This window comes from Pseudomonas sp. F(2018) (assembly GCF_005508865.1).
Taxonomy (GTDB): domain Bacteria; phylum Pseudomonadota; class Gammaproteobacteria; order Pseudomonadales; family Pseudomonadaceae; genus Aquipseudomonas.
Genome location: NZ_SCOM01000004.1, coordinates 467,739 through 483,577, shown reverse-complemented (window position 1 = coordinate 483,577; position 15,839 = coordinate 467,739). Strand labels below are relative to the sequence as shown.

The 15,839-nt window shown below is 66.5% G+C and carries 13 protein-coding genes and 2 riboswitches; of the genes, 12 read left to right on the top strand and 1 reads right to left on the bottom strand.

Going from position 1 to position 15,839, the window contains the following annotated elements:
- Positions 1-90: 90 nt before the first annotated feature.
- The 3 genes from FFS62_RS19190 (at position 91) to mmsB (ending at position 3,185) form a co-directional block, all read left to right on the top strand.
- A complete protein-coding gene (locus FFS62_RS19190; RefSeq protein ID WP_137974446.1) occupies positions 91-909 on the top strand; it encodes an enoyl-CoA hydratase in 819 nt (272 codons plus the stop codon).
- A gap of 91 nt (positions 910-1,000) precedes the next feature.
- Positions 1,001-2,104 carry an enoyl-CoA hydratase/isomerase family protein gene (locus tag FFS62_RS19185; protein WP_137974445.1) on the top strand — a complete coding sequence of 368 codons (1,104 nt, stop codon included), beginning with the start codon at positions 1,001-1,003 and terminating at the stop codon, positions 2,102-2,104.
- Between the two features lie 196 nt (positions 2,105-2,300).
- Positions 2,301-3,185, top strand: coding sequence for a 3-hydroxyisobutyrate dehydrogenase (gene mmsB, locus FFS62_RS19180; protein ID WP_137974444.1), 885 nt, complete (start codon positions 2,301-2,303; stop codon positions 3,183-3,185).
- Positions 3,186-3,239: 54 nt separating this feature from the next.
- Here the strand turns inward: mmsB and FFS62_RS19175 are convergent, their stop codons facing one another.
- Positions 3,240-3,743, bottom strand: coding sequence for a hypothetical protein (locus FFS62_RS19175; protein WP_137974443.1), 504 nt, complete (start codon positions 3,741-3,743; stop codon positions 3,240-3,242).
- Positions 3,744-4,072: 329 nt separating this feature from the next.
- Positions 4,073-4,173, top strand: a riboswitch (guanidine-I (ykkC/yxkD leader).
- Positions 4,174-4,226: 53 nt separating this feature from the next.
- Here FFS62_RS19175 and FFS62_RS19170 point away from each other — a divergent pair.
- The 9 genes from FFS62_RS19170 to FFS62_RS19130 all read left to right on the top strand — a co-directional run bounded on the left by FFS62_RS19170 (position 4,227) and on the right by FFS62_RS19130 (position 15,829).
- On the top strand, positions 4,227-5,285 hold the full coding sequence (locus tag FFS62_RS19170) for a putative urea ABC transporter substrate-binding protein (RefSeq protein WP_137974442.1): 1,059 nt from the start codon (positions 4,227-4,229) through the stop codon (positions 5,283-5,285).
- Positions 5,286-5,674: 389 nt separating this feature from the next.
- Positions 5,675-5,778: riboswitch (guanidine-I (ykkC/yxkD leader) on the top strand.
- Positions 5,779-5,849: 71 nt separating this feature from the next.
- Positions 5,850-6,917 (top strand): putative urea ABC transporter substrate-binding protein, encoded by a 1,068-nt coding sequence (locus FFS62_RS19165; protein ID WP_137974441.1) that lies wholly within the window; start codon positions 5,850-5,852, stop codon positions 6,915-6,917.
- A 128-nt stretch (positions 6,918-7,045) separates the two neighbouring features.
- Complete coding sequence (locus tag FFS62_RS19160) at positions 7,046-7,861, top strand: ABC transporter permease (protein WP_137974440.1); 816 nt, start codon at positions 7,046-7,048, stop codon at positions 7,859-7,861.
- Positions 7,858-8,640, top strand: coding sequence for an ABC transporter ATP-binding protein (locus FFS62_RS19155; protein ID WP_137974439.1), 783 nt, complete (start codon positions 7,858-7,860; stop codon positions 8,638-8,640). The genes FFS62_RS19160 and FFS62_RS19155 overlap by 4 nt, the downstream gene beginning before the upstream one ends.
- Positions 8,641-8,642: 2 nt before the next feature.
- Positions 8,643-9,371, top strand: coding sequence for an urea amidolyase associated protein UAAP1 (locus FFS62_RS19150; RefSeq protein WP_137974438.1), 729 nt, complete (start codon positions 8,643-8,645; stop codon positions 9,369-9,371).
- A 10-nt stretch (positions 9,372-9,381) separates the two neighbouring features.
- Complete coding sequence (locus FFS62_RS19145; protein WP_137974437.1) at positions 9,382-10,017, top strand: urea amidolyase associated protein UAAP2; 636 nt, start codon at positions 9,382-9,384, stop codon at positions 10,015-10,017.
- A 263-nt stretch (positions 10,018-10,280) separates the two neighbouring features.
- Positions 10,281-13,880 carry an urea carboxylase gene (gene uca / locus FFS62_RS19140; protein ID WP_137974436.1) on the top strand — a complete coding sequence of 1,200 codons (3,600 nt, stop codon included), beginning with the start codon at positions 10,281-10,283 and terminating at the stop codon, positions 13,878-13,880.
- Positions 13,881-13,919: 39 nt separating this feature from the next.
- Positions 13,920-14,987: a DUF2157 domain-containing protein gene (locus FFS62_RS19135; RefSeq protein WP_137974435.1), complete on the top strand. Its 1,068-nt coding sequence runs from the start codon at positions 13,920-13,922 to the stop codon at positions 14,985-14,987.
- Positions 14,984-15,829, top strand: a complete 846-nt coding sequence (locus FFS62_RS19130; RefSeq protein WP_137974434.1) for a DUF4824 family protein — start codon at positions 14,984-14,986, stop codon at positions 15,827-15,829. Before FFS62_RS19135 ends, FFS62_RS19130 begins: the two co-directional genes overlap by 4 nt.
- The last annotated feature ends 10 nt before the right edge of the window (positions 15,830-15,839 follow it).

Below are 15,839 nucleotides of genomic sequence, written 5' to 3'. Positions count from 1 at the left end.
GGTTAGGGTGAGGGGACCGAGCTGCCCCGCACACCCTCACCCCCGGCCCCTCTCCCGCGGGGAGAGGGGAGCAATCTGACGAGGACTGTTATGACCACTGCCATCGAACCCTACAACCCCGGCATGTTCGACCTGACCCACAAGCTGACGGTGGAGAAGCACGGCCACACCGCGCTGATCACCATCAACCATCCGCCGGCCAACACCTGGGACCGCGACTCGCTGATCGGCCTCAAGCAGGTGGTCGAGCACCTCAACCGCGACGACGATATCTACGCCCTGGTGGTGACCGGCCAGGGCAGCAAGTTCTTCAGCGCCGGCGCCGACCTCAACCTGTTCGCCGACGGCGACAAGGCCCGCGCCCGCGAGATGGCGCGGCGCTTCGGCGAGGCCTTCGAGACCCTGCGTGACTTCCGTGGCGTGTCCATCGCCGCTATCAACGGCTACGCCATGGGTGGCGGGCTGGAGTGCGCGCTGGCCTGCGATATCCGCATCGCCGAGCGCCAATCCCAGCTGGCCCTGCCGGAGGCCACCGTCGGCCTGCTGCCCTGCGCCGGCGGCACGCAGAACCTGCCCTGGCTGGTGGGCGAAGGCTGGGCCAAGCGCATGATCCTCTGCGGCGAGCGCATCGACGCCGAGACCGCCCTGCGCATCGGCCTGGTCGAGCAGGTGGTGGACAGCGGCGAGGCCCGTGGCACCGCCCTGCTGCTGGCGGCCAAGGTGGCGCGGCAGAGCCCGGTGGCGGTACGCACCATCAAGCCGCTGATCCAGGGTGCCCGCGAACGCGGCCCGAACAGTTGGCTGAGCGAGGAGCGCGAGCGCTTCGTCGACCTGTTCGATGCCGACGACACCCGCGAAGGCGTCAACGCCTTCCTGGAAAAACGCGACGCCCACTGGCGCAACAAATGACACGAAAATTCCGTAGGGCGGGTGCAACCCGCGTGATGGCCACAAGGTAAAAATCGCGGGTTTCACCCGCCCTACCCGAACGGACGAAACGATGAACGTGACCTTCGAAGAACGCCCCGCCCTGCACGGCTACCGCATCGGCATCGCCAGCCTGGACGCGGAGAAGAGCCTCAATGCCCTGACCCTGCCGATGATCGAGGCGCTGGATGCCAAGCTGAAGCAGTGGGCCGAGGATGATGGCATCGCCTGCGTGCTGCTGCGCGGCAACGGCCCCAAGGCCTTCTGCGCCGGTGGCGACGTGGTGCAGCTGGTGCAGCAGTGCCGCGAGCACCCCGGTGAGATTCCCCCGCTGGCCCGGCGCTTCTTCGCCGATGAATACCGCCTCGACCACCGCATCCACACCTACCCGAAGCCGCTGATCTGCTGGGCCCACGGCCATGTGCTGGGCGGCGGCATGGGCCTGATGCAGGGCGCGGCCATCCGCATCGTCACCCCGAGCAGCCGCCTGGGCATGCCGGAGATCAATATCGGCCTGTATCCGGATGTGGGCGGCAGCTGGTTCCTCGCCCGCCTGCCGGGCAAGCTCGGCCTGTTCCTCGGCCTCACTGCCGCCGCCATCAACGCTCGCGACGCCCTGGACCTGGACCTGGCCGACCGCTTCCTGCGTGACGACCAGCAGGACGTGCTGATCGAAGGCCTGGTGCAGATGAACTGGCGCGAGCAGGCTCCCGAGCAGCTCAACAGCCTGCTCCGTGCCCTGGAGCAGGAGTCCCGCTCGGAATTGCCGGAGGCCCAGTGGCTGCCACGCCGCGCACGCATCGACGCCCTGCTCGACCTGGCAGACCTGCCCGCCGCCTGGCACGCCATCACCGCCCTGCATGGCGACGACGACCTGCCGCTGGCCCGAGCCGCCAAGACCCTGGCCGCCGGCTGCCCGCTGACCGCGCACCTGGTCTGGGAGCAGATCCGCCGCGCCCGTCACCTGTCGCTGGCCGAGGTGTTCCGCATGGAATACGCCATGAGCCTGAACTGCTGCCGCCACCCGGAATTCCCGGAAGGCGTGCGCGCCCGCCTGATCGACAAGGACCAGACGCCGAAGTGGCATTGGCCCGACCCGGCCACCATCCCGCCGGCGGTGATCGCCGCGCACTTCGAGCCGGTCTGGGAAGGCGCGCATCCGCTGGCGGATCTGTAACAACGAGCTGTAGCCCGGATGAAATCCGGGAGAGATCCGAAACGCGCCGGATTGCATCCGGGCTACGCACTGTAACTCTCCCTTTCCCCCTGGGAGAGGGCCGGGGTGAGGGAGCGGACCGCAAGTGGCCCCTCAACCCCTCACCCCTCTCCCGCAGGGAGAGGGGAATCACCGGCTACCAAGGAGAACAACAACAATGACCCAGATCGCCTTTATCGGCCTCGGCCACATGGGCCTGCCCATGGCCCGCAACCTGCTGAAGAACGGCTTCGCCGTATGCGCTTTCGACCTGGTCCAGGAGTCGGTCGCCACGCTGGTGCAGGAAGGCGCGCAACCGGCGGCCAGCGCCGCCGACGCGGTCAAGGGCGCCGCCGTGGTGGTCAGCATGCTGCCCGCCAGCCGCCATGTCGAAGGCCTGTACCTGGGCGCCGATGGCCTGCTGGAAAAGATCGCCCCCGGCGCCCTGGTGCTGGAATGCTCGACCATCGCCCCGGACTCGGCGCGCAAGGTGCACGCCGCGGCAACGGCCAAGGGCATCGCCCTGCTCGACGCACCAGTCTCCGGCGGCACCGCCGGCGCCGCGGCCGGCACCCTGACCTTTATGGTCGGCGGTGAAGCCGAGCATCTGGAGAAGGCCCGGCCGATCCTCGCCGCCATGGGCAAGAACATCTTCCACGCCGGCCCCGATGGCGCCGGCCAGGTGGCCAAGGTGTGCAACAACCAGCTGCTCGCCGTGCACATGATCGGCACCGCCGAGGCCATGGCCCTGGGCGTGGCCAGCGGCCTGGACCCGGCGGTGCTGGCGGAGATCATGCGGCAGAGCTCGGGCGGCAACTGGAGCCTGGAGAAGTACAACCCCTGGCCGGGCGTGATGGAGAACGTGCCGGCGTCCAAGGGCTACAGCGGCGGCTTCATGGCCGAGCTGATGACCAAGGACCTGGGCCTGGCCCAGGAGGCGGCGCAGGCCACCGGCAGCAGCACGCCGATGGGCTCGCTGGCGCTACAACTGTACCGCCTGCTGCTCAAGCAGGGCGACGGCAAGCTGGACTTCTCGGCGGTGCAGAAGCTGTTCGTCGAGTAGATCCTGAGGGCGTTATGGAAACAGCGGCGGGCCCTGAGGCCCGCCGCTGTTTTTTCAGTTGGAAAGGCGCCAGCCGCTCGTCCCTTCGCCTCGCTGTGAGTGGCGATTGCGATCGCGGTCATGGTCACGCCCTCGATCACGATCATGGCGCCGGTCACGATCCTGGCCGCGGTCGCGCGGGTAGCCGTCATAGCGCTGCCCACCATGGCGCTGCCAGGACGACTGGTCGCGCCGATCATGATCGCGGTAGCGCTGGTCCCAGCCATTGCGCGGCGGCTGGTAGCCATGCACCCGCTGACGATCCCGGTCGCGGTGACCGTCATGCCGATCGTTGCGGCGACGGTCGTCATGCCACTGGTAACGGCCGTCGTATCCCGGCGCGTAGTGCGAGTGGCGGCGATCCTGGTAGCGGTCGCGATGCCAGCGGTAGTTGTTGCGGTCATCGTCGTAGTAATAGACGCGGTGGGACGGATAGCTTTCGTAGTACTGCACGCTGTAGCCGGGACGGTAATAATCGTCGCCGTACACGGCACAACCGCTGAGACTGATAGCGAGCACTGCAAGGACAAGGGCTAGACGTGACATGGCGGCCTCCTTCGACCGCTGGGAAGGGGCCGGCGATTGCCGGCACCCGGGACTGCTCCCACTGGCTTTGATCACGGCGCCTGAACGAAGTGCAGCGGCGGCTGCTCCCGAAAGTTGTATCCGCGCATTTCGCACCACGCCGAAACACGAGCGCACCAGCATGGCGCGCACAAACAACGACAGCGTCCGGTCAGCCTGCGATATTCATCACGAAACGCTCTAAATAGAGCGATCTGGCACGCCATTCGCTATTAATCTGGGTGCAGGATGTGCCGGCCCGCTTGGGTCGGCAGTTGGACAACGTAATGGCCGACTAGGGTTCCGACTCGCCAAAGGTGAGTGGCTGGTCCGAGAGTGGGCAACCTCGTTCGAGGTCACACGGAGGGATAAAAGCCCGGGAGAAACGCGCGACGCGGCCGCCGCCATCCTGTCTCCGTCCATTGTCCCGAGGTTGTCATGCTGACTCGCCTGCTGTCCTGTTCGCTGCTCGTCCTGCTGCTCCTGCAGCCCGCCCACGCCGCCCCCGAGAAACGCCCATTCAAGGTCTGCTGGTCGATCTACGCCGGCTGGATGCTGTGGGGCTACATGGCCGAGCAGGGCATCATCGACAAATGGGCGGACAAGTACGGCATCGAGATCCAGGTCCAGCAGGTGCCGGACTACGTCGCCTCCATCGAGCAATACACCGCCAACCAGTTCGACGCCTGCGCCATGACCAATATGGATGCCCTGACCATTCCCGCCGCGGCCGGGCTGGACAGCACCGCGCTGATCGTCGGCGACTTCTCCGCCGGCGCCGACGGCATCCTGTTGCGCGGCGGCAGCAAGGACCTGAAGGACCTCAAGGGCAAGACCATCCTGCTGGTGGAAAACTCGGTGTCCCACTACCTGCTCAGCCGCGCCTTGGAATGGGCGCACCTGACGCCAAGCGACGTGACCATCGAGAACGTCTCGGACACCGAGCTGGCCCAGGCCTGGCGCAGCGGCCGGGGCGACGCGGTGGTGACCTGGAACCCGATCCTCTCCGATTTGCGCCAGGACGGCGACAGCGTGCAGGTGTTCAGCTCGCGCCACGTGCCCGGCGAGATCCTCGACCTGCTGGTGATCAACAGCCAGACCCTGGCCCAACACCCGGAACTGGGCCGCGCCCTGACGGGTGCCTGGTTCGAGGGCATGCGCCTGATGGGCCTGCCAACCCCCGCCGGCGCGGCGGCACGCGCGCAGATGGCAGGCGCGGCAGACGCCACTCCGGCGGACTTCGACGAGCAGTTGAAGACCATTCGCTCCTTCTATGCACCGCGCTCGGCAGCCGCCTTCGCTCGCGGCGAGAAGATGCCCGACATGATGCAGCGCGTGGCCGATTTCGCCGACGCCCAGCAGCTGCTCGGCGAGGGCAAGGGCCTGCAACGCCTGGGCATCTCCTTCGGCGACGACCGCGTGCTGGGCAACAAGGCGCAAATCATGCTGCGCTTCAACTCGACCTATATGCAGCTGGCCGCCGACAACCAGCTCTAGAACCAGCCTCGAGTCTCTTGATCGTCGGCCATGCTGCGTTGAAATTGGGTCGGGACGCGCAGTCTCGGGCTGCTCATTTACACCTCGTAAAGTCGCCCGCGACTCCGGCCCTCACCCAATTTATTCGCTAGCGCTCACCCTTCGGGCCAGCCTGCGGCTGTTACTCCCACTGGTCGTTGCGCCTTACTTGGCTCTAGCTCAAAAGACTCGAAACAGGTTCTAAGCACCAACAGCGAACATCGCGCACCGCTTTCGTGCGCGATGTTCGCCGTCACCACACCGAAGCCAGCCGGCGCACCAGCAAATCCGCAACAGGGCGCAACTGGCACGATGTTCGCTTGAGCCCAGACATGCAGAAGCACTCCGCAAGGGGCGCGGCACTACAACTTGCAATGGCCGACTAGGGTTCCGGCCCGTCCACCACGACGGGTGACTGGTCCGAGAGTTGGCGACCTCGACAGGGGTTACACGGCGGGACAAAAGCCCGGGAGAACGCGCCACCTGATCCGTCAGGCCAGTGCCGCGCCGCTCCTGCCCGCATTCCCTAGAACTGGAGGTCTACCCATGCGCAAGTCCCTGCTGTCCTCGCTGATCGCCGCCGGCCTCGCTGCCACCCTGAGCATCCCCGCTCACGCCGAGAAGAAAGACCAATTCAACGTCTGCTGGACCATCTACGCCGGCTGGATGCCATGGGAATACGGCGCCGCGCAGGGCATCGTCGACAAGTGGGCGAAGAAGTACGACATCGCCATCGAAGTGACCCAGCTCAACGACTACGTCGAGTCGATCAACCAGTACACCGCCGGCCAGTTCGACGGCTGCACCATGACCAATATGGACGCCCTCACTATTCCGGCGGCCGGTGGCGTGGACAGCACCGCCCTGGTGATCGGCGACTTCTCCAACGGCAACGACGGCATCGTGCTCAAGGGCGAGAAGAAGACCCTGGGCGACCTCAAGGGCCTGGACGTCAACCTGGTCGAGCTCTCCGTCTCCCACTACTTGCTCGCCCGCGGCCTGGAAAAGGCCGACCTCAGCGAGAAAGACCTGAAAGTGGTGAACACCTCCGACGCCGACCTGGTCGCCGCCTTCGCCACCGACGACGTCAAGGCCGTGGCCACCTGGAACCCGCTGCTGGCCGAGATCGAAGCCACCCCGGCGGTGACCAAGGTATTCGACTCCAGCCAGATCCCCGGCGAGATCATCGACCTGATGGTGGTCAACAGCGAGACGCTGAAGGACAACCCGGCCCTGGGCAAGGCTCTGACCGGCGCCTGGTACGAAATTATGGCGACCATGAGCGCCGATTCGGCCGCCGGCAAGGCCGCCCGCGAGCATATGGCCAAGGCCTCCGGTACCGATCTCGCCGGCTACGAAGCCCAGCTTGCCGCGACCAAGATGTTCTACAGCGCCAAGGACGCCGTGGCCTTCGCCAACAGCCCGAAACTGCCGGCGACCATGACCAAGGTGGCCGAGTTTTCCTTCAGCCACGGCCTGCTCGGCGAGGGTGCGCAAAGCGCCGACGCCATCGGCATGAGCTTCGCCCGCGACGTGACCACCGGCGACAAGGGCAACGTCAAGCTGCGCTTCGACCCGTCGTTCATGCAGCTGGCGGCCGACGGCAAGCTGTAAGGCGCTCGATCGTTCCCACGTTGCGGCGCCGAACCGTCCGCGTGCGAATGCATTCCGTAGGGCGGGTAAAACCCGCGTTTAGAGAGCTCGCGGGTTGCACCCGCCCTACTCCGAATTCAAGGAGCGCCATGCGCCTGATCAACCGACACCCGGACCGCGGCGGCCGCCTGCTGCTGATCCTGCTGCCGTTCGCCCTGCTGCTGTTCGCCTATCTCACCGGCTCGGCGGCGCGGCTGACGGAGAACCCCAACGACAAGCTGTTGCCCAGCGCCGGCCAGATGGTCAGCGCGATCGACCGCCTGGCCTTCACCGAGGACAAGCGCAGCGGCAACTACCTGTTCTGGCAGGACAGCGCGGCCAGCCTCAAGCGCCTCGGCATGGGCATCGGCATCGCCGCCCTGCTCGGCCTGTGCCTGGGCATCGCGGCCGGCATTCTGCCGCTGTTCCGCGCACCGCTGTCGCCGCTGCTGACCGTGCTGTCGATGGTGCCGCCGCTGGCGATCCTGCCGATCCTGTTCATCGTCTTCGGCCTGGGCGAGTTATCCAAGGTGATGCTGATCGTGATCGGCATCACCCCGGTGCTGGCCCGCGATCTGGAGCAGCGCGCCCGCGAGATTCCCATCGAGATCCTGATCAAGGCGCAGACCCTCGGCGCCAGCACCTGGACTCTGATCCTGCGCGTGGTGCTGCCGCAACTGCTGCCGCGCCTGCTGATCGCCCTGCGCCTGGTGCTGGGTTCTGCCTGGCTGTTCCTGATCGCCGCCGAAGCCATCGCCAGCACCGACGGCCTCGGCTACCGGATATTTCTGGTGAGGCGCTATATGGCGATGGACGTGATCCTGCCGTACGTGGTGTGGATCACGCTGCTCGCCTGGCTGATGGACCTGGGCCTGCGCCAACTCACCCGCCTGTGCTTCCCCTGGTATGAAGGAGCCAAGGCATGAGCTTCATTCAGGTCAATAACGTATGGCAGCAGTACGGCGACCAGGTCGTGCTGGAACGCCTCAACCTGATCATCCGCGAGGGCGAGTTCTGCACGCTGGTCGGCGCCTCCGGCTGCGGCAAGTCGACTTTCCTGCGCCTGCTGCTGGGCCAGGAGCGACCGAGCAAGGGCGAGATCCTGCTGGCCGGCCAGCCGCTGGCCGCCGAGCCGGATAGCAGCCGTGGCGTGGTGTTCCAGCGCTACTCGGTGTTCCCGCACCTCTCCGTGCTGGACAACGTCGCCATCGGCCTGGAGCTGCCGCGTTCGCCGCTACTCGGCCGCCTGTTCGGCGCCGCCAAGCGCGACGCCCGCGCCCAGGCCGAGGTGATCCTCAAGAAGGTCGGCCTCGGCCACGCCCTGGACAAGTACCCGAGCCAGCTCTCCGGCGGCATGCAGCAGCGCCTGGCCATCGCCCAGGCGCTGATCATGAAGCCGCGCGTGCTGCTGCTCGACGAGCCTTTCGGGGCGCTGGACCCGGGCATTCGCAAGGACATGCACGCCCTGCTGCTGGAGCTGTGGCACGAGACCAAGCTGACCGTGTTTATGGTCACGCACGATCTGAGTGAGGGCTTCAGCCTCGGCACCCGCCTGCTGGTGTTCGACAAGACCCGCATCGACCCCCACGCGCCGAACGCCTTCGGCGCGCGCATCACCTACGACATTCCGCTGAACAGCGAACGCCGCGCGACTCTGCCGGCGCATCTCGCCGTGAGCCTGCAACCCGCTATCCAAGGAGCCTGAGCATGACTGCCTCTCTCGCCCTGCGCCCGACCCTGTACGAAGAGTTCGTACCCGGCGGCGGCCACACTTCCTTCGTCCTCAAGCGCGGCCAGGTGCTGCGCATCACCGATCTCGAAGGCGACGCCAACGTCAGCCTGCTGCTGCTCTCCGCCGCCGAGAAAAGCGAACGCCTGAACCTGCCGGACACCCTCAAGTGCCAGCACACCGCCAAGCTCACCGCCGGCCACTGCCTGTACTCGGATATGGGCCGCGTGCTCGCCGCCATCACCGCCGACACCTGCGGTTGGCATGACAGCTTCGGCGGCGTGCTGAACGCCGAAGAAGTCACCGAGAAGTACGGCACCGGGCGCTATCAGGAACTGCGCAACGGCTACTTCCGCAATGGCGTGGACAACCTGCTGGTGGAAATGGGCAAGTGGAACCTGAACCTGCAGGACCTGCTAATGGCGCTCAACCTGTTCAGCAAGGTAACGGTCGATGGCGACGGCCGCTTCCACTTCGAGCCGGGCAACTCCAAGGCCGGAGACTACATCGAGCTGTACGCGCCGATGGACACTCTGGTGGTACTCACCGCTCTGCAGCACCCCATGGACCCCAACCCGCAGTACGCGCCCAAGCCGGTGCAGCTGAGCTGGAGCAAGGTCGAGAGCGACGGCATCAGCGTGCTCTGCCGCACCTCGCGCCCGGAAAACGGCCGCGGCTTCCACAATACCGAACGCCTGTACATCTGAGGACGCCGACATGAGCCTTACCGCCAGCGACAAGCACGCCGCCACCGCCGCCTACCGTCACGAGATCCCGGCCGGTGAACCGTTCCTCTGCGAAGTCAAAGCCGGGCAGACCGTGCGCCTGCTCGACCTCGAAGGCAACCAGGCGGTCGACACGCTTTTCTTCAGTGCCAAGAACCCGCGCGAGCGCTACGACCCGCAACGCACCCTGCGCAAACAGAACAGCGTGTACCTGACCACCGGCACCGTCCTCTACTCCAACCTGGGCAACCCGCTGCTGACCATCAGCGCCGACACCTGCGGCCGCCACGACACCCTCGGCGGCGCCTGCGCCCAGGAGAGCAACACGGTCCGCTACGCGCTGGACAAGCGCTATATGCACAGCTGCCGCGACAACTTCCTGCGCGCCAGCCTGCACGACGGCCGCCTGGAGAAGCGCGACATCGGCGCCAACATCAACTTCTTTATGAACGTGCCCGTCACCCCAGAGGGCGGCCTGACCTTCGAGGACGGCATCTCCGCGCCGGGCAAGTACGTCGAGTTGGTCGCGCATATGGACGTGATCGTGCTGATCTCCAACTGCCCGCAACTGAACAACCCGTGCAACGGCTGGAACCCGACCCCGGCCGAGGTGCTGATATGGGACTGAAGCAGCTTCGCGAATGGCTGTTCCGCCTGTGCCAGAGCCGCTCGGGGCAGTGCCTGGACGCTTCCTCCCCTCTCCCTCCGGGAGAGGGGCCGGGGGTGAGGGATGCCCGAGCAAACGCTGAAAGCCCCTCACCCTAACCCTCTCCCAGAGGGAGAGGGGACTTAAGAGCAGCGCGGACTCCAACTCCGCAAATCACCCCGGACGACCGTGGTGCAGACCGAATAGCGGCGGGACGGCCCGCCAACCCTTTCGAGGGCAAGCAGATGTTCGACAAACTCCTGATCGCCAACCGCGGCGCCATTGCCTGCCGCATCCTGCGCACCCTGCGCCAGCTCGACGTCAAGGGCGTGGCTGTGTACTCCGAGGCCGACGCCGCCAGCCTGCATATCCAGCAGGCCGACGAGGCCTTCAGCCTCGGCGAAGGCCCGGCCTCCCAGACCTATCTGGTGGTGGAGAACATTCTAGGGATCGCCAAGCGCAGCGGCGCCCGAGCCATTCACCCCGGCTACGGCTTCCTCTCCGAGAACGCCGCCTTTGCCGAAGCCTGCGAAGCCGCCGGCATCGCCTTTGTCGGCCCGACGCCCGAACAGCTGCGCGTCTTCGGCCTCAAGCACACCGCCAGGGCTCTCGCGAAACAGCACGGAGTACCGATGCTGGAAGGCACCGAGCTGCTGGAAAACCTCGAGGCCGCGCTGGTAGCAGGCGAGGCAGTCGGCTACCCGGTGATGCTGAAAAGCACCGCCGGCGGCGGCGGCATCGGCATGCGCGTGTGCAACAGCGCCGCCGAGCTCGCCGACGCCTTCGACGCGGTCAAACGTCTAGGACAGAACAACTTCAGCGACAGCGGCGTATTTATCGAGAAGTACATCCAGCGCGCCCGCCATCTGGAAGTGCAGGTGTTTGGTGATGGCGCCGGCGAAGTCCTTGCTCTCGGCGTGCGCGACTGCTCGGTGCAGCGGCGTAACCAGAAAGTGCTGGAAGAAACCCCGGCACCCAACCTGCCGGCCGGCATGGCCGACGAACTGTGCGCGGCAGCTATCAAGCTGGCCAAGGCGGTCAGCTACCGCAGCGCCGGCACAGTCGAGTTCGTCTACGACAGCGAGGCCGAGCGTTTCTACTTCCTCGAAGTGAACACCCGCCTGCAGGTCGAACACGGCGTCACCGAACAGGTGTGGGGCGTCGACCTGGTGCGCTGGATGATCGAGCTGGCGGCCGGTGATCTAGCACCGCTGAGTGAACTGGCGAAGCACCTGAAGCCCAGCGGCCACGCCATCCAGGCGCGCCTGTACGCCGAAGACCCGGGCCGCGACTTCCAGCCCAGCCCCGGTCTGCTTACCGCCGTCAGCTTCCCAGAAGCCGATGGCAAAGCCCTGCGCATCGATACCTGGGTCGAAGCCGGCTGCGAGATTCCGCCCTACTTCGACCCGATGATCGCCAAGGTCATCACCTGGCAGCCGACTCGCGAGCAGGCCAGCGCCGCGCTGAACCAGGCCCTGGCCGATACCCTGCTGTACGGCGTGGAAACCAACAGCCAGTACCTGCGGCAGATCCTGGTCGATGCGCCGTTCGCCAGCGGCTCGCCCTGGACCCGCTGCCTGGAAGGCCTGACCTACCAGGCACATACCTTCGAGGTGCTCTCCGCCGGCACCCAGACCACCGTGCAGGACTTCCCCGGCCGCCTCGGCTACTGGGCGGTCGGCGTGCCACCGTCGGGGCCGATGGACGACCGCGCGCTGCGCCTGGGCAACCGCCTGCTGGGTAACGCCGAAGGCGCCGCCGGCCTGGAAATCACCATGAGTGGCCCGCTGCTGCGCTTCAACACCGATGCGGTGGTGGCGGTGACCGGCGCGGCGATTCCGCTGAGTGTGGATGGCAGCGAACAGCCGATGAACACCGCACTGCTGATCAAGGCCGGCAGCACCCTGAGCCTCGGCACCATCGCCGGTAGCGGCGCACGGTCTTATCTGACTCTGCGCGGCGGCCTGCAGGTGCCGGAATACCTGGGCTCGAAAAGCACTTTCACCCTCGGTCAGTTCGGCGGCCACGGCGGCCGCGCCCTGCGCGCCGGCGATGTGCTGCATATCCCAGCCTTGAGCGATGCGGACAACGGCGCTCAACTACCCGCCGCCCTGTGCACCACCCTGCCGGCCGTGCGCGAGCTGCGGGTGATCTACGGCCCGCACGGCGCGCCGGAATATTTCACCCCGGCCTATATCGACACCTTCCTCGCCACCGACTGGGAAGTGCACTTCAACTCCAGCCGCACCGGCGTGCGCCTGATCGGCCCGAAACCCGAGTGGGTACGCGACAGCGGCGGTGAAGCCGGCCTGCACCCGTCGAATATCCACGACAACCCGTATGCGATTGGAGCCGTCGACTTTACCGGCGATATGCCGGTGATCCTCGGCCCGGATGGCCCGAGCCTGGGCGGCTTCGTCTGCCCGGTGACCATTATCGAGGCCGACCTGTGGCAGCTCGGCCAGCTCAAGGCCGGCGACAAGCTGCGCTTCGTGCCGGTCAACATCGACACCGCGCGCCAGCTGGCCAAGGCGCGTAAGGCCGAAGTCGCCGGACTGGAAGCCGTTGCCGTCAACTGGCAGCCGATCCCGCTGGAGCCGCCGGTGATCCTCGACATCGGCAGCCAGGACAAGCGCCTGGTCGCCCGCCTCTCCGGCGACACCCGCCTGTTGCTGGAAATCGGCCAGGCCGAGCTGGACCTGGTGCTGCGCTTCCGCGGCCATGCGCTGATGCAGGCGCTGGAAGCCAAGAACCTCAACGGCGTGATCGACCTGACGCCGGGCATCCGTTCGCTGCAGGTGCACTACCAGCCGGAAACCCTGTCGCTGGCCAATCTGCTGGCAGTGGTGATCGGCGAGTGGGACGCGGTGTGTAACGCCCAGGACCTCAAGGTGCCGTCGCGCATCGTGCATCTGCCGTTGTCCTGGGACGATCCGGCCTGCCAGCTGGCCATCGACAAGTACATGACCACGGTGCGAAAAGACGCGCCCTGGTGCCCGAGCAACCTGGAATTTATCCGCCGCATCAACGACCTGCCCAACCTGGACGAGGTCTACAAAACCGTCTTCGACGCCAGCTACCTGGTGATGGGCCTGGGCGACGTCTACCTCGGCGCACCGGTGGCCACGCCGCTGGACCCGCGGCATCGTCTGGTGACCACCAAGTACAACCCGGCGCGCACCTGGACCGCCGAGAACTCGGTAGGCATCGGCGGCGCCTACATGTGCGTGTACGGCATGGAAGGCCCCGGCGGCTACCAGTTCGTCGGCCGCACCCTGCAGATGTGGAACCGCTACCGCGAGGTCGCCGCCTTCCACGGCAAGCCCTGGCTGCTGCGCTTCTTCGACCAGATCCGCTTCTACCCGGTGGGTGCCGAGGAACTGCTGCAGATCCGCCGCGACTTCCCGCTCGGCCGCTATGAGCTAAGCATCGAGGACAGCGAACTGGCCCTGGCCGACTACCAGGACTTCCTCGCCGAAGAAGCCGAGGGCATCGACGCCTTCCGCAGCCAGCAACGTGCCGCCTTCGACGCCGAACGCCAGCGCTGGATCGCCTCCGGCCAGGCGCATTTCGAGGTGGACGAAACGGTGGTCGAACTGGGCGACGACGCGCCGCTGGCGGCCGGCCAGCACAGCATCGACAGCCACATCGCCGGCAACCTCTGGCAGGTGCAGGTCGAGGCAGGCCACTCGGTGAAGGCCGGCGATGTGCTGGTGATCCTCGAGTCGATGAAGATGGAAATCCCCCTCACCGCCCCGCGCGACGGCGTGGTGCGCGAAGTGCGCGTGCAACCCGGCTCGCCGGTGCGCGCCGGGCAACGGGTGGTGGTGCTGGAGGAGGCATAAGGGATACAGTCGCGGGCAGCGCATTCACAGGGAAGAACCATGCCGCTGACCCGCGACCAGGCCCAGCAACGGGCCGACGATATCCAGGCGTTCCGCCGCGAGACCCAGCGCCTGCGCGCCGAGGACGCCCTGGCCCTGGGCGACGAACCGCTCGCCCGCATCGCCAGTCACCACGATCAGCTGCTGGCGCAGTACCGGGCCAGCTTCGATATCGACCACGACCAGCAGACCAAGCGCTTGTCCCTGAGCATGCGCGTAGTCTCGCTGCTCGGCGCCCTGGCCCTGGCGGCCAGCCTGCTGTTCTTCTTCTACCAGTTCTGGGGCCTGTTCGGCGAAACGCTGCAGGTCGGCATCCTGGTCGGCTTCTCGCTCGGCAGCCTGCTGCTGACCTTCGCCCTGCAGAAGCGCGACGCTTCCGGCTACTTCGCCAAGCTATCGGCCGTGCTGGCGCTGGCCTGCTTCATGCTGAACATCCACATGCTCGGGCAGATATTCAACATCACGCCCACCGACAAGGCCCTGCTGCCCTGGGCCGCCTATGCCCTGCTGCTGGCCTACACCTGCAACGCACGCCTGCTGCTGGCCGCCGGCCTGATCTGCCTGCTGGCCTACAGCGGCACGCGCATCAGCGAATGGTGCGGCTGGCTGTGGCTGGAAGCGGCCGAACGGCCGGAGCATTTCCTGCCGGGCGGTCTGCTGGTGTTCGTGCTGCCGGCACTGCTGTCCCAGGCGCGCCTCAGCGGCTTCGCCGCCACCTACCGCATCGTCGGAATGCTGGCCCTGCTGGTGCCGATGCTGGTCCTGGCCAACTGGGGCCGCGGCAGCTACCTGCCGTTCGAGTACGCCAGCATCGAGAAGCTCTACCAGCTGCTCGGTTTCGCCGCCTCGGCCCTGTTCATCTGGCTCGGCATCCGCCGCGACTGGTCGGAAGTCACACTAATCGGCCAGTTGTCGTTCCTGCTGTTCCTGTTCATCAAGATGGTCGACTGGTGGTGGGACGTGCTGCCCAAGTACCTGTTCTTCCTGATCCTCGGCCTGACCGCGATCCTCGCCCTGCTGGTGCTCGGTCGCCTGCGTCGCGACCACAAGGGAGGTGAGCGCGCATGATCACTCTCAAGCCCCGCCACGGCCTGCTGGCCGGTCTGGCGCTGATACTGCTGAGCAACGCCGTGGCACTTGCTGGCGCGTGGTACAACCGTCAGGGCGAGCCGGAGAGTCGTCTGTTGTTGTCCGAGCGCGAACTGCACCGCGACTGGGACGGCCCGAGTCAGGAGAACAGCGGCCTGGTCATGCGCCTGGACTGGCGCATGCCGCGCCACGATGCACCCGATGCAGACACCTGCTACAGCGGCCACGGTCTCAGCGATGCCCAACTGCGCGCGCTCGGCCTGCCCAGTAGCGGCCCGGCGCCGCGCCGCGACACCCGTCTGGCCTGGGCCATGCTGGAGCTGGATGGCCCCGCTTATCAGCAGTCGCTGCAACTGGCCGAGCGCCACCTGCAGAAGACCAGCGAGCGCTTGCAACAGCTACCAGACGACAAGGAGCTGCAAGCCCAGGAAAAGGCCGCACGTGACGCCCTGAACAACGAGCGCAGCAAGGAGAGTCGTCTGTTCCTGGTCGATGTCGGCCTGGATCCCGAGACGCTGCGCCAGCGCTACCCGGACCGCAGCCGTTATGCGCTGCTACGCGGCACCGTGCAGGTCTGGCAAAGCTGCTACAGCGAGAGCGCTAGCACTCTCAGCGGCGCCTTCGACCCCAGCAATGATCGCATCAACGTACCTCACGCCTGGCGCCAGCTGCTGACCGAACGACTGCCAGAGTACTACGGCAACACCGACCAGCCATTCACCGCCGAAATCAGCATCGGTCAGCGCTTCGAGCCCTGGCTCAGCGCCGTGCAGATCACGCAAACCAGCAAGCGCGATGACGAAAACGGCGCACCGCGCTAGCATTGGCGCC